The sequence below is a fragment of the Citrobacter sp. Ce119 genome, assembly GCF_030334525.1.
Classification (GTDB): domain Bacteria; phylum Pseudomonadota; class Gammaproteobacteria; order Enterobacterales; family Enterobacteriaceae; genus Citrobacter; species Citrobacter europaeus.
In genome coordinates this window covers 337178-363672 of the sequence record NZ_JAOWDR010000059.1, presented here as the reverse complement: position 1 = coordinate 363672, position 26495 = coordinate 337178, and the positions used below count along the sequence as shown (strand labels likewise).

23 protein-coding genes are annotated in these 26495 nt (G+C 53.8%); 6 read left to right on the top strand and 17 right to left on the bottom strand.

Annotated features, from left to right (window positions below):
- Positions 1-7: 7 nt before the first annotated feature.
- Both nagA and nagB read right to left on the bottom strand, forming a co-directional pair.
- Positions 8-1156, bottom strand: coding sequence for an N-acetylglucosamine-6-phosphate deacetylase (gene nagA / locus OGV80_RS18750; protein WP_043015582.1), 1149 nt, complete (start codon positions 1154-1156; stop codon positions 8-10).
- A gap of 60 nt (positions 1157-1216) precedes the next feature.
- A complete protein-coding gene (gene nagB, locus OGV80_RS18745; protein ID WP_003022803.1) occupies positions 1217-2017 on the bottom strand; it encodes a glucosamine-6-phosphate deaminase in 801 nt (266 codons plus the stop codon).
- 342 nt (positions 2018-2359) lie between these two features.
- Between nagB and nagE the strand changes: the two genes are divergently transcribed.
- From nagE to OGV80_RS18725, 4 genes are all read left to right on the top strand, one after another.
- On the top strand, positions 2360-4309 hold the full coding sequence (gene nagE / locus OGV80_RS18740) for a PTS N-acetyl glucosamine transporter subunit IIABC (RefSeq protein ID WP_043015583.1): 1950 nt from the start codon (positions 2360-2362) through the stop codon (positions 4307-4309).
- A 187-nt stretch (positions 4310-4496) separates the two neighbouring features.
- Positions 4497-6164, top strand: a complete 1668-nt coding sequence (gene glnS / locus OGV80_RS18735; RefSeq protein ID WP_043015584.1) for a glutamine--tRNA ligase — start codon at positions 4497-4499, stop codon at positions 6162-6164.
- A gap of 560 nt (positions 6165-6724) precedes the next feature.
- Positions 6725-8131: a chitoporin ChiP gene (chiP, locus tag OGV80_RS18730; RefSeq protein ID WP_047412667.1), complete on the top strand. Its 1407-nt coding sequence runs from the start codon at positions 6725-6727 to the stop codon at positions 8129-8131.
- Positions 8132-8180: 49 nt separating this feature from the next.
- A complete protein-coding gene (locus tag OGV80_RS18725) occupies positions 8181-8513 on the top strand; it encodes a ChiQ/YbfN family lipoprotein (RefSeq protein ID WP_047412664.1) in 333 nt (110 codons plus the stop codon).
- Positions 8514-8564: 51 nt separating this feature from the next.
- Here OGV80_RS18725 and OGV80_RS18720 read toward each other — a convergent pair whose 3' ends face one another.
- The 9 genes from OGV80_RS18720 to ybfF form a co-directional block, all read right to left on the bottom strand.
- Positions 8565-9860: an MFS transporter gene (locus OGV80_RS18720; protein WP_286515496.1), complete on the bottom strand. Its 1296-nt coding sequence runs from the start codon at positions 9858-9860 to the stop codon at positions 8565-8567.
- A gap of 53 nt (positions 9861-9913) precedes the next feature.
- Positions 9914-11053, bottom strand: a complete 1140-nt coding sequence (gene tcuB / locus OGV80_RS18715; protein WP_043015588.1) for a tricarballylate utilization 4Fe-4S protein TcuB — start codon at positions 11051-11053, stop codon at positions 9914-9916.
- Positions 11040-12443, bottom strand: a complete 1404-nt coding sequence (tcuA, locus tag OGV80_RS18710) for an FAD-dependent tricarballylate dehydrogenase TcuA (RefSeq protein WP_286515493.1) — start codon at positions 12441-12443, stop codon at positions 11040-11042. The genes tcuB and tcuA overlap by 14 nt, the downstream gene beginning before the upstream one ends.
- 97 nt (positions 12444-12540) lie before the next feature.
- The gene (gene tcuR, locus OGV80_RS18705) at positions 12541-13467 is read right to left on the bottom strand and encodes a tricarballylate utilization LysR family transcriptional regulator TcuR (RefSeq protein WP_087053026.1); all 927 of its coding nucleotides are present in this window, start codon (positions 13465-13467) and stop codon (positions 12541-12543) included.
- Positions 13468-13595: 128 nt separating this feature from the next.
- Positions 13596-14042 carry a ferric iron uptake transcriptional regulator gene (gene fur, locus OGV80_RS18700; RefSeq protein ID WP_003022836.1) on the bottom strand — a complete coding sequence of 149 codons (447 nt, stop codon included), beginning with the start codon at positions 14040-14042 and terminating at the stop codon, positions 13596-13598.
- Complete coding sequence (locus OGV80_RS18695) at positions 14035-14121, bottom strand: ryhB-regulated fur leader peptide (protein ID WP_049259739.1); 87 nt, start codon at positions 14119-14121, stop codon at positions 14035-14037. The genes fur and OGV80_RS18695 overlap by 8 nt, the downstream gene beginning before the upstream one ends.
- A 210-nt stretch (positions 14122-14331) precedes the next feature.
- Positions 14332-14862, bottom strand: coding sequence for a flavodoxin FldA (gene fldA / locus OGV80_RS18690; protein WP_003022839.1), 531 nt, complete (start codon positions 14860-14862; stop codon positions 14332-14334).
- 155 nt (positions 14863-15017) lie between these two features.
- Positions 15018-15305 carry a LexA regulated protein gene (ybfE, locus tag OGV80_RS18685; protein WP_043015591.1) on the bottom strand — a complete coding sequence of 96 codons (288 nt, stop codon included), beginning with the start codon at positions 15303-15305 and terminating at the stop codon, positions 15018-15020.
- Between the two features lie 128 nt (positions 15306-15433).
- The gene (ybfF, locus tag OGV80_RS18680; protein ID WP_043017865.1) at positions 15434-16207 is read right to left on the bottom strand and encodes an esterase; all 774 of its coding nucleotides are present in this window, start codon (positions 16205-16207) and stop codon (positions 15434-15436) included.
- A 193-nt stretch (positions 16208-16400) separates the two neighbouring features.
- Here ybfF and seqA point away from each other — a divergent pair, with 193 nt between their 5' ends.
- Both seqA and pgm read left to right on the top strand, forming a co-directional pair.
- Positions 16401-16943, top strand: a complete 543-nt coding sequence (gene seqA, locus OGV80_RS18675; protein ID WP_016152261.1) for a replication initiation negative regulator SeqA — start codon at positions 16401-16403, stop codon at positions 16941-16943.
- Positions 16944-16967: 24 nt separating this feature from the next.
- Positions 16968-18608: a phosphoglucomutase (alpha-D-glucose-1,6-bisphosphate-dependent) gene (gene pgm / locus OGV80_RS18670; protein WP_016152262.1), complete on the top strand. Its 1641-nt coding sequence runs from the start codon at positions 16968-16970 to the stop codon at positions 18606-18608.
- A gap of 99 nt (positions 18609-18707) precedes the next feature.
- On the opposite strand, the gene kdpE is transcribed toward pgm, so the two are convergent.
- Genes kdpE through kdpF form a run of 6 tightly spaced genes read right to left on the bottom strand, consistent with a single transcriptional unit; the run spans position 18708 to position 26489 of the window.
- Positions 18708-19385, bottom strand: a complete 678-nt coding sequence (kdpE, locus tag OGV80_RS18665; RefSeq protein ID WP_087053025.1) for a two-component system response regulator KdpE — start codon at positions 19383-19385, stop codon at positions 18708-18710.
- A complete protein-coding gene (kdpD, locus tag OGV80_RS18660; protein ID WP_087053024.1) occupies positions 19382-22066 on the bottom strand; it encodes a two-component system sensor histidine kinase KdpD in 2685 nt (894 codons plus the stop codon). Before kdpD ends, kdpE begins: the two co-directional genes overlap by 4 nt.
- Positions 22067-22076: 10 nt before the next feature.
- Positions 22077-22643, bottom strand: a complete 567-nt coding sequence (gene kdpC / locus OGV80_RS18655) for a potassium-transporting ATPase subunit KdpC (protein WP_087053023.1) — start codon at positions 22641-22643, stop codon at positions 22077-22079.
- Positions 22644-22651: 8 nt separating this feature from the next.
- On the bottom strand, positions 22652-24700 hold the full coding sequence (gene kdpB, locus OGV80_RS18650; protein ID WP_087053022.1) for a potassium-transporting ATPase subunit KdpB: 2049 nt from the start codon (positions 24698-24700) through the stop codon (positions 22652-22654).
- Positions 24701-24720: 20 nt separating this feature from the next.
- The gene (kdpA, locus tag OGV80_RS18645; RefSeq protein ID WP_087053021.1) at positions 24721-26400 is read right to left on the bottom strand and encodes a potassium-transporting ATPase subunit KdpA; all 1680 of its coding nucleotides are present in this window, start codon (positions 26398-26400) and stop codon (positions 24721-24723) included.
- Positions 26400-26489: a K(+)-transporting ATPase subunit F gene (gene kdpF / locus OGV80_RS18640; protein WP_072033319.1), complete on the bottom strand. Its 90-nt coding sequence runs from the start codon at positions 26487-26489 to the stop codon at positions 26400-26402. Before kdpF ends, kdpA begins: the two co-directional genes overlap by 1 nt.
- Positions 26490-26495: the final 6 nt, after the last annotated feature.

Below are 26495 nucleotides of genomic sequence, written 5' to 3'. Positions count from 1 at the left end.
CTTTCTCTTACTCAGTAACGACCTCGTTGCCATTAACGATGGTCTTGATGATTTTAAAGTCGTGCGTGAACGCAGTCAGGTTGGCTACTTTGCCTGGCGCGATGCTGCCGAGTTGTTTGTCGACGCCAATGGCGCGAGCAGGGTAGAGCGTTGCCATGCGTAAGACTTCGTCGAGAGCGATATTCGCATGTTCGACCAGATTGCGTACGCCTTCAATCATGGTTAATGATGAACCGCTCAACGTACCGTTCTCATCAACGCACAATCCATTCCGGTAGTATATTGTTTTACCAGCGAAAATGAACTGTTCAATGTTTGCACCTGCCGGCGCGGTCGCATCGGTGACCAGGCACAGCTTGTCGCCTTTCAGGCGTTTGGCATTACGAATGTTAACGTAGTCAACGTGCAGGCCATCGGCGATGATACCGCAATAGATATCGGCTTCATCAAGAATCGCACCCGCCAGACCGGGCTCACGGCCGGTAATATACGGCATCGCGTTGAACAGATGTGTCGCAAAGGTGATGCCTGCGCGGAAGCCGATTTTTGCTTCTTTTACCGTCGCATTTGAGTGACCTGCAGAAACAACAATACCTGCATTTACCAGTTTGGTGATGACCTCGACCGGGACCATTTCTGGCGCCAGCGTCACTTTGGTGATCACATCGGCATTATCGCACAGGAAATCGACCAGCGCAGCGTCCGGCTGACGGACAAATCCCGGATTATGAGTACCTTTTTTCACCAGATTCAGCCACGGACCTTCAAGATGAAGCCCTAATGCCTGATTCGGGTGTTTCGCCAGGTATTCACGCATAACGCGAACGCCTTGTTTCATCAGGTCATCGCTGGTGGTAATAAGCGTTGGCAGGTAGCTGGTGCAGCCGGATTTTTCATTGGCTTTCTGCATGATTTCCAGCGTCTCAACGGTCACGGCTTCTGCCGTATCGTTAAACTGTACGCCGCCGCAGCCGTTTAGCTGTACATCAATAAAACCGGGGGAAACAATGGCCCCATTCAGTGAGCGCTGTTCAATTCCTGACGGTAACTCAGCCAGTGGGCAAACGCTGTCAATCAGGCCATTGGCGACAACAATCGCATGGTCATCAAGAATTTCGTGACCGGTAAAGATCCGGCCCTGGGTTAAAGCATACATTCCGACCCCCGATTTCAAAAAATGCCGCCCTGCAACTTATCGACAGGGCGGAGACATCAATTACAGACCTTTAATATTTTCCGCTTCTAACTCGTTAAAGTATTTCAGCGTTTTCACTTTCAGTTCCATGGTGGAAGGCTCATCGCACACCACAACGGCTTTCGGATGCAGCTGCAGACAGCTGATGGTCCACATGTGGTTAACGTTGCCTTCAACGGCAGCTTGCAGCGCCTGCGCCTTCTGGTGACCCAGTACCAGGATCATCACTTCTTCGGCATCCAGCAGGGTGCCCACGCCAACGGTCAGGGCGTATTTAGGCACCTGGCTTACGTCGCCGTCAAAGAAGCGTGAGTTAGCAACACGCGTGTCGTGAGTCAGCGTTTTGATGCGAGTACGGGAAGCCAAAGAGGAGGCCGGTTCGTTGAACGCGATGTGACCATCGTTGCCTACACCGCCCATAAACAGGTGGATTTTACCGTAAGAACGAATTTTTTCTTCATACTGGCGGCATTCTGCATCAATATCGGGCGCGTTACCATTGAGGAGGTTGATGTTTTCTGCTGGAATATCAACGTGATCAAAGAAGTTGCGATGCATGAAGCTATGGTAGCTTTCCGGATGTTCTTTCGGCAGGCCAACATATTCATCCATATTGAAAGTTACAACATGTTTGAAGCTCACCTGGCCCGCTTTGTGCATTTCAACCAATGCTTTATAAGCTGTCAGCGGAGTACCGCCAGTCGGCAGGCCCAGAACGAACGGACGATCTGCCGTTGGTTTGAACGCGTTAATACGGTTAACGATATGGCGAGCAGCCCATTTGCCGACTTGTTCAGCGGTATTCAGGGGGATCAGTCTCATTCTTCACCTCAAAAGTAAATGTAAGCAGTTGGCGGATTGAGTCTCTGTGCAGTATTAAGCGTAACCTGGTTTTGCATCGGTAAGGATCAATCCGTTTCGATTTTTTGAATGATAAAATAAGTTTTCGTAGTTAGCCAGTGGAAGGGAGGCTTAATAACGATATTTGGTGACTGAAATCACAAAAAACACGCGTTTAATTTGCGATACGAATTAAATTTTCACACACTCTGAATGTAGATGAATGGTTAATATCGTTGCTCCAGAATCTTGCTGTCAGGAATGGTCGCACAATAAAAATATGGCTTCAAAGAAGCCTAATCGGGGTCTCGTAGGGGGAATAAAATGAATATTTTAGGTTTTTTCCAGCGGCTGGGTAGGGCGTTACAGCTCCCCATCGCTGTGCTGCCAGTCGCGGCACTGCTGCTGCGATTCGGCCAACCAGATTTACTTAACGTACCCTTCATCGCGCAAGCGGGTGGGGCCATCTTTGATAACCTCGCGTTAATTTTCGCTATCGGTGTGGCTTCCAGCTGGTCAAAAGACAGCGCGGGCGCGGCAGCGTTGGCGGGTGCGGTCGGTTATTTCATATTGACCAAAGCAATGGTGACCATTAACCCGGCCATCAATATGGGTGTGCTGGCGGGTATCATCACCGGTCTGGTCGGCGGTGCGGTGTATAACCGTTGGTCTGGTATCAAACTGCCTGACTTCCTGAGCTTCTTTGGCGGCAAACGCTTTGTGCCGATCGCCACTGGCTTCTTCTGTCTGGTGCTGGCTGCTATCTTCGGCTACGTGTGGCCACCGGTGCAGAACGCCATCCATGCGGGTGGTGAGTGGATTGTGGGCGCAGGCGCACTGGGTTCCGGTATCTTTGGTTTCATCAACCGTCTGTTGATCCCAACCGGTCTGCATCAGGTTCTGAACACCATCGCCTGGTTCCAGATTGGCGAATTTACTAACGCCGCTGGTACCGTATTCCACGGTGACATCAACCGCTTCTACGCGGGTGACGGCACTGCGGGTATGTTCATGTCTGGTTTCTTCCCGATCATGATGTTTGGTCTGCCGGGTGCGGCGCTGGCGATGTACTTCGCGGCTCCGAAAGCACGTCGTCCGATGGTTGGCGGTATGCTGCTGTCCGTTGCGATCACTGCATTCCTGACCGGTGTTACCGAGCCGCTGGAATTCCTGTTCATGTTCCTGGCTCCACTGCTGTACCTCCTGCACGCACTGTTAACAGGTATCAGCCTGTTCGTTGCAACACTGCTGGGTATCCACGCAGGCTTCTCCTTCTCCGCAGGTGCTATCGACTACGTGTTGATGTACAACCTGCCGGCAGCAAGTAAGAACGTCTGGATGCTGGTTGCGATGGGTCTGGTGTTCTTCGTTATCTACTTTGTGTTGTTCAGCGCGGTTATCCGTATGTTTAACCTGAAAACGCCGGGCCGCGAAGATAAAGAAGACGACATCGTTACTGAAGAAGCCAACAGCAACACTGAAGAAGGTTTGGCTCAACTGGCAACCAGCTACATTGCAGCGGTTGGCGGTACCGATAACCTGAAAGCGATTGATGCCTGTATCACTCGTCTGCGTCTGACCGTTGCCGATTCCGGTCGCGTAAACGATGCGATGTGTAAACGTTTAGGTGCATCTGGAGTGGTTAAGCTGAACAAGCAAACTATCCAGGTCATTGTGGGTGCGAAAGCTGAATCCATCGGCGACGAAATGAAAAAAGTTGTCGCGCGTGGCCCGGTGGCGGCAGCGTCTGGCGAAACTGCGCCAGCAGCAGCGACTCCGGTTGCAAAACCGCAGGCTGTAGCAAACGCAGCAACCGTTGAAGCGCTGGTTTCTCCGATTACCGGTGACGTCGTTGCGCTGGAGCAGGTTCCTGATGAAGCCTTCGCCAGCAAAGCGGTAGGCGACGGCGTGGCGGTGAAACCAACGGATAAAATCGTGGTTGCTCCGGCTGCGGGCACCATCGTGAAAATCTTCAACACTAACCATGCGTTCTGTCTGGAAACCGTGAAAGGCGCGGAAATCGTGGTCCATATGGGTATCGATACCGTCGCGCTGGAAGGTAAAGGCTTTAAGCGTCTGGTTGAAGAAGGCGCGGAAGTGACTGCAGGCCAACCGATTCTGGAAATGGACCTGGAGTACCTGAACGCCAACGCACGTTCCATGATTAGCCCGGTTGTGTGCAGCAACAGCGATGATTTCGGCGCTCTGGTCATTAAAGCCGAAGGTCATGTGGTTGCCGGTCAAACACCACTGTATGAGATTAAAGGTAAATAACTGCTCCTGAGTAAAGTGAGTTAAGTGCCTTAAGCGGCGGGGGATCTTCCTCCGCCGCTTTTTTTTGCAGCAAATACCCTCATATATCCTGTTGAAACACCTTTTTTGTGCAACTAATAGTTGTCTCCTGACGTCGCTTATAAGATCATGTTCCGTTATACGTTGTTTACGCTTTGAGGAATCCACGATGAGTGAGGCTGAAGCCCGCCCGAGTAACTTTATTCGTCAGATCATCGATGAAGATCTGGCCAGTGGTAAGCACACCACTATCCATACACGTTTTCCGCCGGAGCCAAATGGCTATCTGCACATTGGCCACGCGAAATCCATTTGTCTGAACTTTGGCATTGCGCAAGATTACCAGGGCCAGTGCAACCTGCGTTTTGATGATACGAACCCGGTTAAAGAAGATATCGAGTACGTTGAGTCGATTAAAAACGACGTTGAATGGTTAGGTTTCCACTGGACTGGCGATATTCGCTACTCTTCGGATTACTTCGATCAGCTTCACGCCTATGCGGTAGAGCTTATTAATAAAGGTCTGGCATACGTTGACGAACTGTCAGCGGACGAAATCCGCGAATACCGTGGCACGTTGACTCAGCCTGGCAAAAACAGCCCGTACCGCGATCGTAGCGTCGAAGAGAACCTGGCGCTGTTCGAAAAAATGCGTACCGGGGGTTTTGAAGAAGGTAAAGCCTGCCTGCGCGCGAAAATCGATATGGCTTCGCCGTTTATCGTAATGCGCGATCCGGTGCTGTATCGTATTAAATTCGCCGAACACCACCAGACCGGCAACAAGTGGTGCATCTACCCGATGTACGACTTTACCCACTGCATCAGCGATGCGCTGGAAGGCATTACGCATTCACTGTGTACGCTGGAGTTCCAGGATAACCGTCGTCTGTACGACTGGGTGCTGGACAACATCACTATTCCGGTTCATCCGCGCCAGTACGAATTCTCGCGCCTGAATCTGGAATACACCGTGATGTCCAAGCGCAAGCTGAATCTGCTGGTGACTGACAAGCACGTTGAAGGCTGGGACGATCCGCGTATGCCAACGATCTCTGGTCTGCGTCGTCGTGGTTACACCGCCGCCGCTATCCGTGAGTTTTGCAAACGTATTGGCGTGACCAAGCAGGACAACACCATTGAGATCGCTTCTCTGGAATCCTGTATTCGCGAAGATCTGAATGAAAACGCCCCGCGCGCGATGGCGGTTATCGATCCGGTGAAACTGGTTATCGAAAACTACCCGCAGGGCGAAAGCGAGCTGGTTACCATGCCTAACCATCCGAATAAACCGGAAATGGGCAGCCGTGAAGTGCCGTTCAGCGGTGAAATTTGGATCGATCGCGCAGACTTCCGTGAAGAAGCCAACAAGCAGTACAAGCGTCTGGTGATGGGCAAAGAAGTACGTCTGCGTAACGCTTACGTGATCAAGGCCGAGCGTGTAGAGAAAGATGCGGAAGGGAATATCACCACCATTTTCTGCACTTACGATGCGGACACTCTGAGCAAAGATCCAGCCGATGGTCGTAAAGTAAAAGGCGTTATTCATTGGGTAAGCGCGTCCCATGCGCTGCCGATTGAAATCCGTCTGTACGACCGCCTGTTTAGCGTACCAAATCCAGGTGCGGCGGAAGATTTCCTGTCCGTCATCAACCCGGAGTCGCTGGTCATTAAACACGGCTACGGCGAGCCATCACTGCAGGCCGCGGTTGCAGGCAAGGCGTTCCAGTTTGAACGTGAAGGCTACTTCTGCCTCGACAGCCGCTATGCAACGGCTGACAAGCTGGTGTTTAACCGCACCGTTGGTCTGCGTGATACGTGGGCTAAAGTGGGCGAATAAGCTGCCTCATATCCTGTCTAAACGCCGCTTCATGCGGCGTTTTTTTTCGCAAAAAAACCGTGCGCCAGGCTCCGTTTGCGGAGCGAATTAATTACATGTCTGTAATAATGGATTGGCTGAATGTTTTTGCGTTTAAATAACTTACCTCAATATGAAATGGGCTGAAACCGATTTCATCTCCATGGAAAACAAGCCTTTTTTTCATTTTCTCAACGCTTTTTTATCTCCCAATGAAAATGTAACAGAAAGCAATGAAATATGTGCGGTTGCTCATACTATTACATACTCGTTACAGAAAGAGATTGATAATTCGCGTCGCGAAAAATAGTCTATTCATTGTAGTCACTGAGGTTTTCTTAGCGCTACTTTTTTAATTTTTGTTTTTTCGCTGACCGCTTTTATCGGCAGCATTTAATACCCAATGGATTTCGAGTTGCATCAAGGCGGCGACGCAGCGAATTCCCGGGAGCGTACATCAGTACGTGACTGGGATGAGCGAGGAAAGCCAACGCAGATGCGGCTTGAAAGACGAAGGGTTATACGTCAAAGAGGATTAACATATGCGTACGTTTAGTGGCAAACGTAGTACGCTGGCGCTGGCTATCGCCGGTATCACAGCAATGTCGGGTTTTGTTGTTGCTCCCCAGGTACACGCCGAAGGTTTCATTGATGATTCCACTTTAACCGGCGGCATCTATTACTGGCAGCGTGAGCGTGACCGTAAAGATGTGACCGATCATGACAAATACAAAACCAACCTTTCTCACTCCACCTGGAACGCTAACCTCGACTTCCAGTCCGGTTATGCGGCCGATATGTTTGGTATTGATATCGCAGCATTCACCGCTATTGAAATGAACGAAAGTAGCGAAAGCGGCCATCCAAACGAAATCGCATTCTCTTCAAAAAATAAAGGCTATGACGAAGATTACTCCGGCGATAAAAGCGGAATTAGTCTTTATAAAGCAGCAGCCAAATTTAAATACGGCCCAACCTGGGCGCGTGCCGGTTACATTCAACCAACCGGACAGACTCTGTTGGCTCCGCACTGGAGCTTTATGCCAGGGACCTATCAGGGTGCTGAAGCCGGTGCCAACTTCGACTATGGTGATGCGGGTGCACTGAGCTTCTCCTATATGTGGGCCAACGAATATAAAGCACCGTGGCACACCGAAGTCGATAAATTCTATCAGGCTGATAAAAAGACCAGCGTAGATTACCTGCACTCAATCGGCGCGAAATATGACTTCAAAAATAACCTGTTGCTGGAAGCGGCATTTGGTCAGTCTGAAGGCTACGTCGATCAGTACTTCGCAAAAGCCAGCTACAAATTCGATTTAGGCGGTAACCCGTTTACCACCAGCTACCAGTTCTACGGCGCGCGTGACAAAGTTGATGACCGCACCGTGAACGATATTTATGACGGTACGGCCTGGCTGCAGGCGTTGACCTTCGGCTACAAAGTGGCGGAAGTGGTTGACCTGCGTCTGGAAGGGACCTGGGTTAAAGCGGACGGGCAGCAGGGTTACTTCCTGCAACGTATGACGCCGACCTACGCCTCATCCAACGGTCGCCTTGATGTCTGGTGGGATAACCGTTCCGACTTCAACGCCAACGGCGAAAAGGCAGTCTTCTTCGGCGCAATGTATGACCTGAAGAACTGGAACCTGCCGGGCTGGGCAGTGGGCGCGTCCTACGTTTACGCATGGGATGCCAAACCTTCTACCTGGCAGCTCAACCCGGATGCGTACTACGACAAAAACCGGACTATCGAAGAGTCTTCTTACAGCCTGGATGCGGTTTATACCCTGCAGGACGGTCGTGCGAAGGGCACCATGTTTAAACTGCACTTCACCCAGTACGACAACCATTCAGATATTCCGAGCTGGGGCGGTGGTTACGGCAACATCTTCCAGGATGAGCGTGACGTGAAATTCATCGTTATTGCTCCGTTCACCATCTTCTAATGCCAACAGCGGCAGGCCTGGCGCCTGCCGCATCGTTGAGGAAAGTGTTATGAAAAAACTGATACTCATCGCCGTTATGGCATCAGGGCTGGTGGCTTGTGCACAATCCCCTGCGCCGAAAGAAGACAGCCGTCTGAAAGAAGCCTACAGCGCGTGTATTAATACCGCGCAAGGATCGCCGGAGAAAATAGAAGCCTGCCAAAGCGTGTTGAATGTGCTGAAGAAAGAAAAGCAGCACCAGCAGTTTGCCAATGAAGAAAGCGTACGCGTACTGGATTATCAGCAGTGTATCCAGGCCACGCGCACGGGTAACGATCAGTCTGTTAATGCTGATTGCAACAAAGTCTGGCAGGAAATTCGTAGCAAGAATACTGCGCAGTAAATCGAAAAATGAAAATACAACGGGCGGAGAATTTTTCCGCCCGTTTGCTTTTCAGAGCTTATGTTCCACCGGTTGATAACCCCGACTCAGCCGCACAAACAGCATTGCCGTGGCGGCGAGTCCGCAAAGTGCCGCGCACATCAGCCACCATCCTGGTGAGCTTTTATCCCCGGTGAGCTGAACCAGCGCTGTGGATATGACCGGCGTTAGGCCGCCAAAAATCGCCGTGGCAAGACTGAATGCCAGTGAAAAGCCCACCGTACGCACATAGACCGGCATCACCTCGGTGAGTGCGGCTACCATTGCCCCGTTATACATCCCAAAAAAGAACGAGAACCAAAGCAGGACCAGCGTCATGCGCATAAAGTCTGGTGCGGCGGTGAGCCAGTGCATTACCGGCCAGGTGGTGATCAGTGCGAGTACGGTAATCCCCATCAACACTGGACGACGACCAATTCGGTCAGAAATTGCCCCGCCAATCGGCAGCCAGATAAAGTTAGAAATACCGACCAGCATGGTGACTACCAGGCTGTCGCGCGCGCTCAGGTGGAGTACAGCCCTGCCGTAGGTCGGGGTGTAGACGGTAATGAAATAGAACGTGGTGGTGGTCATCGCTACCAGCAGCGTACCCGCAGCAATGAGGCGCCAGTTTTTGATGATAGTGGTGAAAATTTCCCTGGTGTCGGGCCGATGTGTTCGTTGTAAAAATGCGTCGGTCTCCTGAAGCGAACGGCGCAGGACGAAGATCAAAGGAATAATCATGCAACCAATAAAGAAAGGAATGCGCCAACCCCATTCAGAGATCTCATCGTGCCCCAGCGTGGCGTTCAGGCCGTAACCAATCAATGCCGCTACCACAATCGCGACCTGTTGGCTGGCGGACTGCCAGCTTGTGTAAAAGCCTTTATTGCCAGGCGTGGCGATTTCAGACAGATAAACCGAGACGCCGCCCAGCTCCACGCCCGCAGAGAAGCCCTGTAATAATCGACCGACTAATACCAGCACAGGAGCCAGCAGGCCAATACTTTGATAACCGGGAACCAGGGCAATCAGCAGGGTACCGCAGCCCATAATCGCCAGCGTCACCATCAGTCCTTTGCGGCGACCAATTCTGTCGATGTAAGCGCCCAGCACGATTGCCCCAACCGGTCGCATTAAGAAACCCGAGCCGAATACTGCGAAGGTCAACATGAGCCCGGCAAATTCACTCTCCGCAGGAAAGAAAGTCCTGGCGATATAGGTGGCGTAAAAACCGAACAGAAAAAAGTCGAACTGTTCGAGAAAATTACCGCTGGTTACCCGCAGTATTGCGCCGAAAGTTCCGGCGCGCGATGGTTGTTGTGTCATTGGGTTTGCTCCACTGTCTTATCATAATATTTATAGAGGTAAGAGTTTGCGGGTTAGTCGCCTGTGACCCCCGCCTGTTTGCCGCGCCGTTTCTCAATCGCCCACTTGAGTAAGGCTGCGCAGCGGTAAAATCCATGGGCAAATTTTCCGTAAGGAATGGTCAGAAAAAGCGCCATGACCACACCGAGATGAATGGCCAGTAAAATAGCCATCCATGAAGTGTCTCTTCCCGCCAGCAGCGCCAGACCGGTCAGACTGGTCAGCAGCAGCAGCAAAATAAAACCGCGATCCATCGGTTTCTGCCTTGCGTCGCCATGTAGCGGTGAGCGTTTGAGATTGAGCCATAGCAAGCCAGCCGGGCCGACAACCAGGCCAATGCCACCCAACGTGCCCAGCATCACCGGAACGCTGAAGAACGGATAGGGCGCTTCTATGCCGGCAAAGTAGTGATAGCCCGTTGCGACCACGGTGGCGGCAAAGCAGAGCATAAAACCGTAGAAGGTGAAGTGATGGAAACGGCGGCGCATCAGGGTGAAGGCATCATCCGCTTCGTTACACCCTTTGCCGTGGCCACCATCGAGATATTTCAGCGTCAGCGCATCGTGTGAGGCTTCAGCAATCTCGGCGGAACGCGGCATACCCGGAGAGATCTCGCGCCAGAAGCGGATCACGCCCGCCATCAGCAAACCGATCGCCAGAATAAAGACCGAACCAAACATCCAGGCCAGCAGGTTATGCGGGAAAATTTGATAGAAATCCCCAGCCAGCGGAGGATGGAATAGTGAACCTTTCAAACCGATGGCGAGAAGTAAAAACAGGATCAGACCGAAAACCAGCGCCAGCGTCACGGTGACGCCTGCGCGACGATAAAGCGCGCCAAAGGCGGCGGGTTGCGCGTAGTGCTGATAGGTTTCGAGCCGGACTTCCGCCATCGCTTTCGGTACGTTGATGGCAAATTCATGAGGTGGGGCATACTGACACGCGTGCAGGCAAGCGCCGCAGTTATGGCACAAGTTTGCCAGATAATTGATATCCGCTTTACCGAATTCCAGGCGCTGCGTCATGGCCGGGAACACGGCGCAAAATCCTTCACAATAGCGACAGGCATTGCAGACCTGCATCACGCGTTCAACTTCCGCTTCCGGTTCAGTGATAATTTGCGCTTCGATAATCAGTTTCTCAAGCTGCCTCATGACGAGTCTCCTTACGTGCGGCCAGCGCGGCTTCTTTTCCGGCAATACGGCCAAAGGTTGTGCCGATTGACATGCCCACACCTGCGGTGTAACCCTTGCCCAGCACGTTGCCTGCCATCATCTCTCCGGCGACGAACAGGTTACGGCTTGGTTGCCCGGCAAAGTGAACGGCAGCGCGCTCGTTCACTTTTAACCCGAGATAGGTGAAGGTGATCCCTGGCCGCAGGGCATAGCCGTAGTATGGCGGCTGGTCCAGCGGTCGTGCCCAGTGCGTTTTCGCGGGTAGCAAATCTTTGGTGGCGCAGTTATCCAGAACGGTATGGTCGAACTGGCCGGGCTGGCAGGCGTTGTTGTATTCCGTCACGGTGTGAGTAAAGCGTTCGGCATCCAGTCCTAACTGAAGGGCCAGCTCTGCCAGCGTATTGGCCTGTGCGCCAGGAAAGACCGGAGGCATGAAGTGGCCGATGGCTTTACTGTCGATGATGGAGTAACCAATCTGCCCTGGCTGTTGAGCGACCAGACGTCCCCAGATGGCGTAGCGTTTCGGCCAGAAATCTTCGCCTTCATCATAAAAACGCTCAGCGTCACGGTTGACGACTATGCCGAGCGAAACACAGTCCACGCGTGTACAAATCCCGCCGTCATATAATGGCGCTCTGGCGTCAATGGCTACGCAGTGTGACTGGGAGGGTTCGCCGATAATGTCGGCTCCGGCATCCATCATAAATTTGAGCAGTACGCCCTGGTTAAAGCGCGTACCGCGAATCAGGAAGTTATCCGCGGGCCATTCGCCGCGCTCGTTCTCTCCCCACGCTTCTCGTAGCCATTCGCGGTTAGACTCAAACCCGCCCGCGGCAAGCACGCAGGACTTAGCGGTGATGCGCTCTTCGCCTGCCAACGCTGCCACGAACTCGCCGTTGTGCAATTCAAGCGCCTGCACCGGTGTGTTATAGCGGATTTGTACGCCCAGCTTTTCTGCGCTGCGATAATAGGCATTCACGAGAGCTTTACCGCCCCCCATAAAAAAAGCGTTGGTTCGTGCCACGTGTAAAGCGCCAGAGAGTGGAGGCTGAAAATTGACGCCGTGCTGGCGCATCCAGTCGCGGCAATGTGATGAGGTACGGATCACCAGACGCGCCAGGGCTTCGTTGGTTTTTCCTTCTGTGACGCGCTGCAGGTCTTGCCAGAACTCCTCTTCCGGATAGCTTTCCACCAGCACATCCTGCGGCGCATCATGCATACAGCGCAGATTACGCGTGTGTTGGGAATTTCCCCCACGCCATTCCCGGGGAGCCGCTTCGAGTAGTAAAACGGAAGCGCCTTGCTCCCGGGCGGTAAGGGCAGCGCATAAGGCAGCATTGCCACCGCCAATCACCAGAACATCAACCATCGTATACTCCATTACCATTTAACTAATTGTTAAATTTGTAATTGAAATGTATACGTACGGCTTGTGCGGGCGCTATGACGTAGCGCTAAAGAGGGCTTTAGTTATTGTAAAGGATGGCACCTGGCCAGCTTCCGGCTTCCACCAGTTGATGCATAACTTTCGTCAGTACCACACGGGCGGCGAGGCCTGCCGGGGTAAGTTCATCGTCAGAGAGACTGACCAGAAAGTTGGGGCGGCTAAGTATCGGATTATGGACGCCGATCACTCTTAGCGTCTCTTTATCGAGATGGGAAATCGCCGCTCCGGGTTGAAGAGTGGCGCCAATGCCACTGCGCACGGCGCGCATCAGCAGCGCCAGACCATCAATTTCTGTAGCGATCTCAATGTTCAGCGCGTGTTCCTGACTAATTGCCTCCAGCCTGCCGCGCAGACCGTGGCCAGGGCTTGGCATTATCAATGGAATACTCGCCAGTTGGGCAGGCGCAATATTGTCATCGGCAATATCAGCCAGTAGGGTATGGGTCCCAATCAAAAACAGCCGTTCTTCGAGAATCGGTCTGGCACTCCAGCGCAGGATCTTTTCTTTTTGAAACACCACAGCCAGATCAATCTGGCGGGTATTAATCATCCGTTCCAGATTACCAGAGAGACTTTCCACCACGTGCAGGCGAACATCGCTATAGCTTTCCCGCATGGCGTGAATAAAAGGCATACCGAGAACGGAAGCGGTACTGGGAGCCATACCGACGCTGACGTGCCCGGAAAGCCGGGACTCTCGTGCGGCGAGGATCGCATCGTCTGCGTGACGGAGCGCCAGCTGCGCCTGGGAGTAAAAAGCCAGTCCGGCGCTGGTCGGCGACACGCCTCGCGAGGTGCGCTGCAGCAGGCGAATAGCGAGTTCGTTTTCCAGACGCGACATTTGCTGGCTGAGTGCCGAAACCCCGATATTGAGATCGAGCGCCGCGCTACCCATGCTGCCGGTTTCTACAATGCGCACAAAATAGCGTAGCTGGCGAAGTTCCATTTCGACTCTCCGGAAGGGGCAATTGATTTTTACATTAAAGCAACACAGGAGCGGAGGGAAGGGGAAAAGGGCAGGTAACGCCCATAAAAAAAGCCAACCGGAGGGTTGGCTTTTCAGAAAGCATTACATTATTTGCCGTCGTGGGCGTGCTCATCTTCGCGGCAATCGCCTTCGGCGCAGTGACCGTAAAGATAGAGGCTATGGTTAGTTAAGCGAATGCCATGTTTAGCCGCAATCTCACGCTGGCGGGCTTCGATGGAATCATCGCTGAACTCGACCACTTTGCCGCAGTCAAGGCAGATGAGGTGATCGTGATGATGCTGTTGAGTCAGTTCGAAGACGGATTTACCACCTTCAAAATTATGGCGGGTCACGATACCGGCATCATCAAACTGGTTCAGCACGCGATACACGGTCGCCAGACCAATTTCTTCACCCATATCGATCAGGCGTTTGTATAAGTCTTCCGCACTGACGTGATGGTTATCCGGTTCCTGAAGAACTTCCAGAATTTTTAAACGAGGAAGCGTTACTTTCAGGCCAGCCTTCTTTAATGCGGTATTGTTGTCAGTCATGCGGAATCTGTCCTGTAGCTAAACGATTCACTTCATTAACAGAAGTGACAGAAATTGCACTTGAGATAATGCGATTCATTATAGAACTGCCATGGCTAAATGAAAACTGCAAGTCTCTGGCATATATTGTTAATCAAAACGTGGTATCGCCGACAAACACACTGTGCAACACCCGATTGGCATCCAGCCATTGTACAGGGTCAGACGAAAAAGTTACAAATTTGTAGCAATTATTTTGATTGGTTTTATCTATTGATGCGGCGCAGATGGAAATCTGCGCCGCACGAAATCAGGCATTGATGATTTCGTCGAGGTGCAGCTCTTCAGAGATCTGCTTAACCCATTTTTCTACGCGCTCAGCGGTCAGTTCAGGCTGGCGATCTTCATCGATAGCCAGACCGACAAAGTGGTCGTCGTCAGCCAGACCTTTGGACGCTTCAAAGTGATAACCCGCTGTCGGCCAGTGACCAACGATGGTTGCGCCGCGCGGTTCGATGATGTCGCGAATTGTGCCTAACGCATCGCAGAAATATTCTGCGTAATCTTCCTGGTCGCCGCAGCCGAACAATGCAACCAGTTTGCCGTTAAAATCAATGTCTTCGAGGGTAGGGAAGAAATCGTCCCAGTCACACTGCGCTTCACCGTAGTACCAGGTTGGAATGCCGAGCAGCAGAATGTCATACCCTTCGAGGTCTTCTTTGCTGCTTTTTGCAATGTCATGAACATCGGCAACGTCTTTACCAAGCTGTTTTTGAATCATTTTTGCGATGTTTTCGGTGTTACCGGTGTCGCTGCCGAAAAAGATGCCAGTGATTGCCATGAGTAAAATAACCTCTTGAAACTTATTGAAATGGTGGTGGCGCATTGCCCACGGATAAGGGCAATCATAGCAGAACAGTCAGGCATGCGGAAACAGCAAACACGCGGGACTGCACTCTGTGCTACACGATTTATGATTTAGAGCAGAAATTCAGACTATGCCTGACCGCGCAATGCGCTGAGTTGGGCCATCAGCATCTCTTCGATGAGTTCACTGCGACTCATATTGCGCGCCTCGGCCAGCTCGTTCAGAGCGTCAACGGCATCAGCGTTCAGTTTCAGTTCGACACGCTTAAGCCCGCGAACTTTATCGCGTTTAAGCTGATTACGTTTGTTAATACGTAACTGTTCATCACGCGAGAGCGGATTAGTTTTGGGTCGTCCCGGGCGACGCTCCTGCGCGAACAGATCTAATGTCGTACGGTCCGTTTGTTCTTTGGCCATGATCTTGGTGACTTCGGGGAAACAATCAGCCAGGCGTCTGCCCGGATGGATAGCGCGCCATAATACATCAGCAGGGGGGACACGCCAACGCCCACGCGCGTAATCGCGCGCAGACGCTGAGTTTTTAATCAGTTAGCCTGCTCGTCCAGATAACGACGGATGGCGCGCAGCACCGCCTCCGGTTTTTCTGCATGCACCCAATGACCCGCGCCAGCAATAACGTGCGCCCGAGCCTGCGGGAATTGCGCCAGCAGCTGTTCGCGATACGCTTCGGTAACATACGGTGAATTGCCGCCAGGGATAAACAGCGCCGGGTGCTCCCACGGCGGAATGGTCTCCCAACCGACGATATGGGGATATTGATCCCACAGCACGGGAACGTTAAAACGCCACTCGCCGTCGACAAATGATTTCAGCAGAAATTGGATAACGCCTTCTTCTTGCAGATGTTGACGCATGACGCTCGCCGCCTGCTGACGCGAAGTGGCCTGCGCATCGGTTACAGCATTGATTGCCGCAAAAATCTCATCGTGACGGCGCACATGATAGTCAACGGGGGCGATGTCGATGGCCACCAGCCGTTCGACACGCTCCGGGGCCAGTGCGGTCAACGCCATGACGGCTTTACCCCCCATCGAGTGACCAATAAAGATCGCTTTATCTATCTGCCGATCGTCCAGCGTATCCAGCAGATCTTGCGCCATGGCCGGATAATTCATCTCAGGCGAGCGAGGGGAGAGGCCATGATTTCGCATATCAACCTGGATGATATCGTGATCGGCTACCAGGGAGCGCGCCAGGATCCCCAGGTTATCCAGACTGCCAAACAGGCCGTGAACCAGGACGATGGGAGAATTATTGTGCAGGTTTTGCGCAGATTGCGCTCGGATATTCAATTTCATGGCAAAGTTCTTTTTTTCACACTCACGGGTTAGGGTATCATGTTGACCATTCTGCCACATGGCTGCAACAACTACGGTTACTCCGAGTTTTGCCCGCCACCAGGCTTGACGCTATCCGCTGTTGGGATTTGTCTTTACACTACGCGTGTTGACCCAACAACTTGTATTCAGCTAAACACTGCACTGGATTAAGATGAAAACGATTGAAGTTGATGATGAACTCTATAGCTATATTGCCAGCCACACCAAGCATATCGGCGAGAGCGCATCCGACATTTTACGGCGTATGTTGAAATTTTCCGCCGCATCACAGCCTGTCACTCCGGTAGTTAAAGAAGTCCGCGCTGTGCAAGCCGTCGTGGAAGCGAAGCCGGTTAACCCCGTAAAAGATAAAGTGCGCGCCATGCGTGAACTGCTGCTGTCCGACGAATACGCGGAGCAGAAGAAAGCAGTAAATCGCTTTATGCTGGTGCTGTCTACACTCTATTCACTGGATCAAAACGCGTTCGCCGAAGCAACAGAATCGTTGCATGGTCGTACGCGCGTTTATTTTGCAGCGGATGAACAGACGCTGCTGAAAAATGGTAATCAAACCAAACCAAAACACGTGCCAGGCACGCCGTACTGGGTGATCACCAATACCAATACCGGCCGTAAATGCAGCATGGTTGAGCACATCATGCAGTCAATGCAATTCCCTGCGGAATTGATTGAAAAGGTTTGCGGAACAATTTAATCCTTGCATTAGAAGGACCAGGCAATGGCAATCCACAACCGTGCAGGTCAACCTGCGCAACAGAGTGATTTGATTAACGTCGCCCAACTGACGGCACAGTACTATGTACTGAAACCAACGGCAGGGAACGCTGAGCACGCCGTCAAGTTCGGTACGTCCGGACATCGCGGTAGTGCAGGTCGTCATAGTTTTAACGAGCCGCATATTCTGGCTATCGCTCAGGCGATTGCTGAAGAACGTGCGAAGAACGGGATTACTGGCCCGTGCTATGTGGGCAAGGATACCCACGCGCTGTCTGAACCGGCTTTTATCTCTGTACTGGAAGTGCTGGCGGCGAACGGCGTTGACGTCATCGTGCAGGAAAATAACGGCTTTACGCCAACCCCTGCCGTGTCGAACGCTATCCTGGTCCACAACAAAAAAGGCGGCCCGCTGGCGGACGGCATTGTGATTACGCCGTCCCACAACCCACCGGAAGATGGCGGCATTAAATACAACCCGCCAAACGGTGGTCCGGCAGATACCAACGTCACCAAAGTGGTGGAAGACAGGGCTAACGCCCTGTTGGCTGACGGTCTGCAAGGCGTGAAGCGTATGTCGCTGGACGCTGCGCTGGCATCGGGTCATGTCAAAGAGCAGGACCTGGTTCAGCCGTTTGTTGAAGGACTGGCTGACATCGTCGACATGGCGGCAATCCAGAAAGCTGGCCTGACCTTGGGTGTCGATCCGCTGGGCGGTTCCGGTATCGAATACTGGAAACGTATTGCGAAGCACTACAACCTGAACCTGACTATCGTTAACGATCACGTTGATCAAACTTTCCGTTTCATGCATCTCGACAAAGATGGCGCAATCCGTATGGACTGCTCCTCCGAGTGCGCGATGGCGGGCCTGTTGGCGCTGCGCGACAAGTTCGATTTGGCTTTTGCTAACGATCCGGACTACGACCGTCACGGTATCGTCACCCCGGCAGGGCTGATGAACCCGAACCACTACCTGGCGGTGGCGATCAACTACCTGTTCCAGCACCGTCCGCAATGGGGCAAAGACGTTGCCGTCGGTAAGACGCTGGTGTCATCGGCGATGATTGACCGCGTGGTGAATGATTTAGGGCGTAAACTGGTCGAAGTTCCGGTTGGCTTTAAATGGTTCGTTGATGGTCTGTTTGACGGCAGCTTTGGCTTTGGTGGTGAAGAGAGCGCGGGGGCTTCTTTCCTGCGCTTCGACGGTACACCGTGGTCGACCGACAAAGACGGTATCATCATGTGCCTGCTGGCGGCAGAAATTACCGCTGTGACCGGTAAGAACCCGCAGGAGCACTACAATGAGCTGGCTGCTCGCTTTGGCGCGCCAAGCTACAACCGCCTGCAGGCGAGCGCGACCTCCGCGCAGAAAGCGGCGCTGTCTAAGCTGTCTCCGGAAATGGTGAGCGCCAGCACGCTGGCGGGCGACCCGATCACTGCGCGTCTGACGGCGGCACCGGGCAACGGTGCTTCTATCGGTGGTCTGAAAGTGATGACTGACAACGGCTGGTTTGCCGCGCGTCCGTCAGGTACGGAAGACGCTTATAAAATCTACTGCGAGAGCTTCCTGGGTGAAGAACACCGCAAGCAGATCGAAAAAGAAGCCGTTGAGATCGTCAGTGAAGTGTTGAAGAACGCGTAAACCGCAGGCCGGATAAGACGTAAGCGTCGTGATCCGGTATGAATGATGAAAAAGCCGGATCGCGCATAAGCTGATCCGGCTTTTTTATTCGGCTTAGATTCACGGCATAAACCGATAACCGATCCCGGTTTCGGTCAGAAAATGACGCGGGCGGGCCGGATCCAGTTCCAGCTTCTGGCGCAAGTGTCCCATGTAAATTCGCAGATAATGACTGTGTTCGACGGCGTTTGGCCCCCAAACCTGATTTAACAACTGGCGTTGCGTTAGTACCTTCCCGGCATTATTCAGCAGTACCGCTAACAGACGAAACTCAATCGGCGTCAAATGAATTTCCTCGTCATCTCGGTGTACGAGGCGGGCGGCGAGATCCACTTTTACATTGGCAAAATGCACCACCGGTTCGGGAGATGCGCCGCTGGCGTGACGACGCAATGCCACGCGTAATCGTGCCTGTAGCTCACCAATACCAAAGGGTTTACTGAGATAGTCATCGGCACCGGCATCCAGGGCGGCGATTTTATCGCTCTCTTCGCTGCGGGCAGAGAGCACAATTACCGGGATTGCGCTCCATTGTCGCAGGTCGCGAATAAAATCAATACCGTCGCCGTCCGGCAGGCCGAGATCGAGAATGATGAGATCGGGTTTTCGCGTGGCAGCTTCCAGCAGACCACGTTGCAGCGTTTCCGCTTCATATACACGCAGGCCATCAGTTTCCAGCGCGGTGCGCAGAAAACGGCGGATGGCCTGTTCATCTTCAACAATCAGTACGTTCGTCACATATCCTCATGAAAATCTTCAAGTTCAGGGGGGATTTCCTGGGGCAGTGTAACACGAAAACTCGCTCCTCCCTGGGCACGATTATGGGCGGAAATCGTACCGCCGTGCACGTCCACAATCGCCTGGCAAATTGCCAGTCCCAGTCCAACGCCCGGTACCGATGACTCTTTGTTTCCCCGGGAAAACTTGTCAAAAACTTGTTGTTCCATACCCGACGGAATACCCGGCCCATTATCCCAGACGTCCAGCTGCAGGTGTTCACCATCGACGCTGGCATCAATACCGATTTGCGCCGCTGGACCTGCGTATTTAACTGCGTTTTCCAGCAGATTAATCAGCACCCGTTCAAAGAGTGGGCCATCGACGTGGATCAGCGTCAACGGTGCTGGTAGCGACAAATTAATAGGAGCAGAGAGTCCTGGCTCCAGCATCTGCAGGGCGCTGCCGACCACCTCTTCCAGTGTTAACCACTCCTTCTTAAGATTAAAGCCGCCAGACTGAATTCGCGCCATATCCAGCAGGTTATTAACCAGTCGGGTCGTATTCAGGACGTGCTGGCGAATCTCACTGGCCTGGCGCGCGTGCGGAGATCCTTCGCTTGCCAGATCCAACGTTAAGATCTCTGCCTGACCAAACAGCACCGTTAACGGTGTACGTAAATCGTGGGAAAGGGCAGCGAGCAAGGCATTGCGAATACTTTCGCGCTCGCTGGCAAACCGGGCCTGCTCTTCGCTGGCGGTTAGCGTCAGGCGCTCCAGCGCGCTGGCAACAAGCAAGGTGAAAGTTTCCAGCAGGCGTTGCTGTTCGGGGATCATTAGCTGGCGTAAATTTCCCGGTTCCACCACCAGCAGCCCATGCGTTTTGTCAGCACTTTTTAACGGTAAAATTTGATACGGCACACCTGGCAACGTGTCAGTACCTGCGCCAGCCGGTTGCCCTTTATCAAAGCTCCATTGGGCAATGGCATCATCCCACGGCGTCATGCCCTGTTGATGAGTGAGAGGGGCCAGCTTACCGTTCTCACCGGGCAGTAAAACCTGGCTGCGGGCCTGGAACGTTGAGGCAATAAACTGTTCGCTGGTGGCGGCAATATCTTGCTGACTACGCCCAACGGCCAGCGCTTTCGACATCTCATACAAATGGCGCGTACGTTGTTCACGATAACGGGCCACCCGCGCCTGATAACGCACTCCGGCGGTCAGATTACCAATAACCAGCCCTACCGTGAGCATCACGGCGAAGGTGAGCAGGTACTGGACATCGGAAACGGCCAGCGTGCCACGCGGAGCAATAAAGAAGAGATCGAAGCTGGCGACGTTAATAAAAGTTGCCAGCACCGACGGCCAGCGTCCGTAAAAGAGGGCGATAACCACCACGCCCAATAAATAGATCATCACCAGGTTGGCGGCGTCAAAGGCCATCAACCACTGCATGGCAATCACTGTAATAATGGCGCACAGCGCGACGGCAAGCACGCAACCCTGAATTTGTACCCGCCATTTATCCTTAAATGTGCGGCTATCTGCAGTTTGCGGCACAGAGCGCGAAGGTGGCTCATCGAGCGCAACAATCATCAGGTCGAGATCCGGTGCGCGATGGGCCAGTTTGTCGGCAAAAGAGTCGCTGCGCCACCAGCGACGCGTAGTTGGACGCCCGAGGACAATTTTTCCCAGATTATGCTCACGGGCGTAACGGATCACCGCTTTGTCTTCGGTAGGGTCGGAAAGGGTGGCGGTTTCTGCACCCAGCTCCTGGGCTAACCGCAGAGCGCTTAGGATTGCCCGGCGCTGTTTTTCGGGCAGTCGGTGCAGCGCTGGCGTTTCGACATACACTGCATGCCAGACGCTGCCGAGGCGCGCTGCCAGACGCGCGGCAGCACGCACCAGTTTTTCGCTGCCGGTATTGTGTCCAATGCACAGTAAAATGGCGTCGCGGGTATGCCAGACTTTCTCCTCTCCCGGACGTCCACGCCAGGCGCGCATCTGATCGTCTACCCGATCGGCCGTGCGGCGCAAGGCCAGTTCACGGAGCGCGATCAGATTACCTTTGCGAAAGAAATGCTCGATGGCTCTTTCTGCCTGACCGACGATATAGACCTTGCCTTCATTCAAGCGCTGGCGCAAATCATCGGGGGGAAGATCGACCAGCACGACATCGTCGGCGGCATCGAAAAAAGGATCGGGGACGGTTTCGCGCACCTGAATACCGGTAACGCCGCTGACCACATCATTGAGACTTTCCAGATGCTGCACGTTGACGGTAGTAAAAACGTCAATACCGGCTTCCAGCAGCTCTTCAATGTCCTGCCAGCGTTTTGGATGGCGCGAGCCTGGCGCATTACTGTGCGCCAGTTCATCCATTAAAATGAGCGCCGGACGGCGGGCCAGCGCCGCGTCGAGATCGAACTCGCTGATATGACGACCATGGCGCGCCTGTCGCTTTAGCGGCAGGATGCTGAGACCGTCCAGTAGCGCGGCGGTCTCTTTACGTCCGTGGGTTTCCACCACGCCAATCAGCACATCTAACCCCTGCGCCCGCAGCCGCTGGGCCTCTGCCAGCATGGCCCAGGTTTTGCCGACGCCCGCGCAGGCGCCGAAGAAAATTTTCAGTTTTCCGCGGTGCGGGGCGGTGGTCTGCTCCAGCAGGCGATCGGGATTGGGGCGTAAGGGTTCGCTATGCATGTCCTTTTTCTCAGTGCTTATCCAGCGCTAAATTAAGTTCCACCAGGTTCACCACCGGCTGGCCGATAAAACTGACCAACGGCTTTTGCGTATATTGTGCAACCAGGCGCGTGACCTCTTCAACGCTGAGGTTGCGAGCCTGCGCCACGCGGGGGATTTGCCAGGCTACCGCGGCTGGCGTCAGGTTGTTGTCCAGCCCGCTGGAAGATGCCGTTACCAGCTCTACCGGAACGGCAGGATTTGCCTGCGGGTTGGCGGCACGCAGCGCGGCTATCCGGCTTTGCAGCTGTTTATCCAGTTCCGGGTTGCTGACGGCCAGATTACTGCCGCCAGAAGCCATGGGATTATAGGGCATTTCCGCCGTCGCAGACGGACGCCCCTGAAAATAACCCGCGGCGGTAAAATGTTGCCCAATAAGTTCAGAACCGCGAACAACCTGATCTTCGCGGATCAACGAGCCGTTAGCCTGGTGGGGAAACCACCACTGCCCCAGCGCGGTGGTCAGCAGCGGGTATGCCCCGCCGGTAATAAGCATCAGGAAAATCAAAGTTGATAATGCAGGACGTAATCCATTCATCTGAAACCTCACACCAGACCCAGCAGGGTCAGCAGTAAATCAATTGCTTTGATACCGATAAACGGCACAACCAGACCACCCAGACCATAGATCCACAAATTACGGCGCAACATCGCCGAGGCGGATAATGGTTTGTAGCTCACGCCCTTAAGCGCCAGTGGGATCAGAAAGACGATAACCAGTGCGTTAAAGATAACCGCGCTGAGGATCGCCGAGTCCGGCGAATGCAGACTCATCACGTTAAGTGCATTGAGCTGCGGATAGGTGGCGGCGAACGCGGCCGGGATAATGGCGAAATACTTCGCCACGTCGTTGGCGATACTGAAGGTGGTCAGCGAACCGCGCGTCATCAGCATCTGTTTACCAATGTGCACCACTTCAATCAGTTTGGTGGGGTTGGAATCGAGATCCACCATGTTGCCTGCTTCTTTCGCCGCCTGGGTTCCTGAGTTCATGGCGACTGCCACGTCGGCTTGCGCCAGCGCCGGGGCGTCGTTGGTTCCATCGCCGGTCATCGCCACCAGACGACCTTCCGACTGATACTGACGAATCAGCGCCAGCTTGGCTTCCGGCGTGGCCTCCGCTAAGAAATCATCCACCCCGGCTTCAGCGGCGATCGCGGCGGCGGTCAGGCGGTTGTCGCCGGTGATCATCACCGTTTTAATCCCCATTTTGCGCAGTTGGGCAAAACGTTCTTTGATCCCGCCTTTCACAATATCTTTCAGGGCTATCACGCCCAGTACGCGGGAGCCTTCGGCCACCACCAGCGGCGTAGCGCCAAGGCGGGCAACGTTCTCGACCTTCTGCTCCACGTCGGCGGGGAAATGGCCGCCGTTGGCTTCGACGTGACGACGGATGGCATCAACCGACCCTTTGCGGATCATTCGGTTGTCGATGTTGATCCCGCTCATCCGGCTTTGGGCGGTAAACGGCACAAAGGTAGCGTGCAGCGATTGCACGTCGCGGATACGCAGATTGAAGCGCTGTTTAGCCAGGATAACGATGCTGCGGCCTTCCGGCGTTTCATCGGCCAGCGATGAAAGCTGAGCGGCGTCGGCCAGCGTTTTTTCATCCACGCCGTGGGCAGGCAGAAAATCCGAAGCCTGGCGATTACCCAGCGTAATGGTGCCGGTTTTATCCAGCAGCAGTACGTCCACGTCACCCGCGGCCTCTACTGCGCGTCCGCTGGTGGCGATAACGTTCGCACCCAGCATGCGGCTCATCCCGGCGACACCAATCGCAGAGAGCAGCCCGCCTATCGTGGTGGGAATCAAACACACTAACAGGGCAACCAGCACCGTGACGCTGACCGCGCTCCCGCCCCAGGCGGAGAACGGCCACAGGGTGGCGGTCGCCAGTAAAAAGATAATGGTCAGGGCAATCAGCAGGATCGTCAGGGCGATCTCATTGGGCGTTTTACGCCGCTGCGCGCCTTCAACCATGGCGATCATCCGGTCGAGGAACGTTTCGCCGGGGTTTACGCTGCATTCGATTACCAGCCAGTCGGAGAGGATGCGGGTCCCGCCGGTGACGGAGGCGAAATCGCCACCGGATTCACGAATCACCGGCGCGGACTCACCGGTAATGGCGCTTTCATCTACCGACGCGCCACCTTCGATCACCTCGCCGTCACACGGGATAATATCGCCCGCTTCCACCAGCACGATATCGCCTTTACGTAAATCATCGGCAGGAACGTGATCCATGGCCGAGCCGTATTTAGGTTCGCGAAGTTTGCGGGCAAAGGCGGTTTTTTTAACACCTTTCAGACTGTTAGCCTGCGCCTTACTGCGTCCTTCCGCCAGCGCCTCAGCAAAGTTGGCGAACAAAACGGTAATCCACAGCCACAGACTTATCGCCCCGGTAAACCACGGATTGCCCTGCATATGGCTCGTTGCCATCGCCACTGTTAACAAGGTCGTTAACAGACTGCCCAGCCAGACGATAAACATCACCGGATTACGCCATTGGGTATGGGGGCTTAATTTTTTTACGGCGTCCATCAGCGCCTGTGCGACCAGAGAGGGTTCGAACAGCGCCAGTTGCTTGCGACTCATAGTAATGTGCTCCGCATCACTCAGTGTAATGACAGGTATTCTGCGACCGGACCAAGCGCCAGGGCAGGAACAAAGGTGAGAGCGCCAACCAGTAACACCGTACCGATTAACAACCCGACAAACAGTGCGCCGTGGGTAGGTAGCGTGCCCGGGCTTGCTGGCTGGATCTTTTTACTGACCAGCGACCCGGCGATAGCCATCACGGGAACGATCACGCCAAAGCGACCGAAGAACATGCACAGAGCCAGCAGGCAGTTCCAGAACGGGCTATTGGCGCTTAATCCGGCAAAGGCGCTACCGTTGTTGTTGGAAGCAGACGACACGGCATACAACACTTCACTAAAGCCGTGTGGACCTGGGTTAAGCATGGCGCTGCGCCCGGCATCGCTCATCATGGCGATCGCCGTACCGAGCAGTACCAGCGCAGGGGTGACCAGAATCGCCAGCGCGGTCATTTTCATTTCGCGCACGTCGATTTTCTTACCCAGATACTCCGGCGTACGACCAATCATCAGCCCGGCGATAAATACCGCCAGTAGCACAAACAGCAGCATGCCGTACAGACCTGAGCCGACTCCGCCGAAGACGACTTCGCCAATCTGCATTAGCCACATCGGCACCATCCCACCCAGTGCGGTAAAGGAGTCATGCATCGCATCGACAGCGCCGCAGGAGGCGGCTGTCGTGACGACGGCAAACAGACTCGTGGCCAGCACGCCAAAGCGGCTCTCTTTGCCTTCCATGTTGATATTGCTGTCTGCACCGAATGTCATCAGGTGCGGGTTGCCCTGAACTTCAGCCCACATTACTACGGCCACACAGACCACAAAAATCACCGACATAGCCCACAGCAGGGTCCGGCCCTGGCGACGATCGCCCACCACATCACCAAAGGCAAAACACAGCGCGGTGGGAATTAAGAAAATAGCCAGCATCTGCACCAGGTTGGTCAATGCGGTAGGGTTTTCAAACGGATGCGATGAGTTGGCATTAAAGAAACCGCCCCCGTTAGTGCCAAGCATCTTAATAGCTTCCTGGGAAGCGACAGGCCCCATCGGCAGCAGTTGTTTTACCCCTTCGAGAGTAGTGATGGGCTGATAGGGCAATACGTTTTGCAACGTGCCTTGCTGAATGAAGAACAGCGCAATGAGTAACGCAACAGGGACCAGGATCCACAGCGTAATGCGAACCAGATCGACCCATGCGTTGCCCAGCGTGTTGATACTCTGGCGCGAAAAGGCGCGGGTCAGGGCAAAAATCACCGCTATCCCGGTCGCCGCTGACAGGAAGTTCTGCACGGTCAACCCGGCCATCTGGCTGAAATAGCTTAAGGTGGTTTCGCCAGCATAGGATTGCCAGTTGGTATTAGTGACAAAACTCACCGCCGTGTTGAGCGCCAGATCCCATGAAAGCCCCGGTAGCTGCTGAGGGTTGAGCGGCAGCAGATTTTGCGCCATCAGCATCGAAAACAGGACCAGCAGACCCAGCACATTGAGCGCGAGGATTGCCAGCAGATACTGCCGCCAGTTCATCTCCTGCTGCGAGATGCCCAGACCACGCCAGAGCCAACTCTCCACGCCAGCGAGGCCTGGCAGGGACGTATTATTGATGAGTCGAGCCAGCCCAAACCCCAGCGGTCTGGCAATGACAAACAGCACCAGCAAGAAACTGGCAATGAGTAAAAATCCTTGTGCCGCCATCAGAACGCCTCCGCATTAATCAGGGCATACACCAGATAACCTAATAAGAAAATGACCAGCACAATGCCGGTTATCACGCCTGCACTCACAGTGCA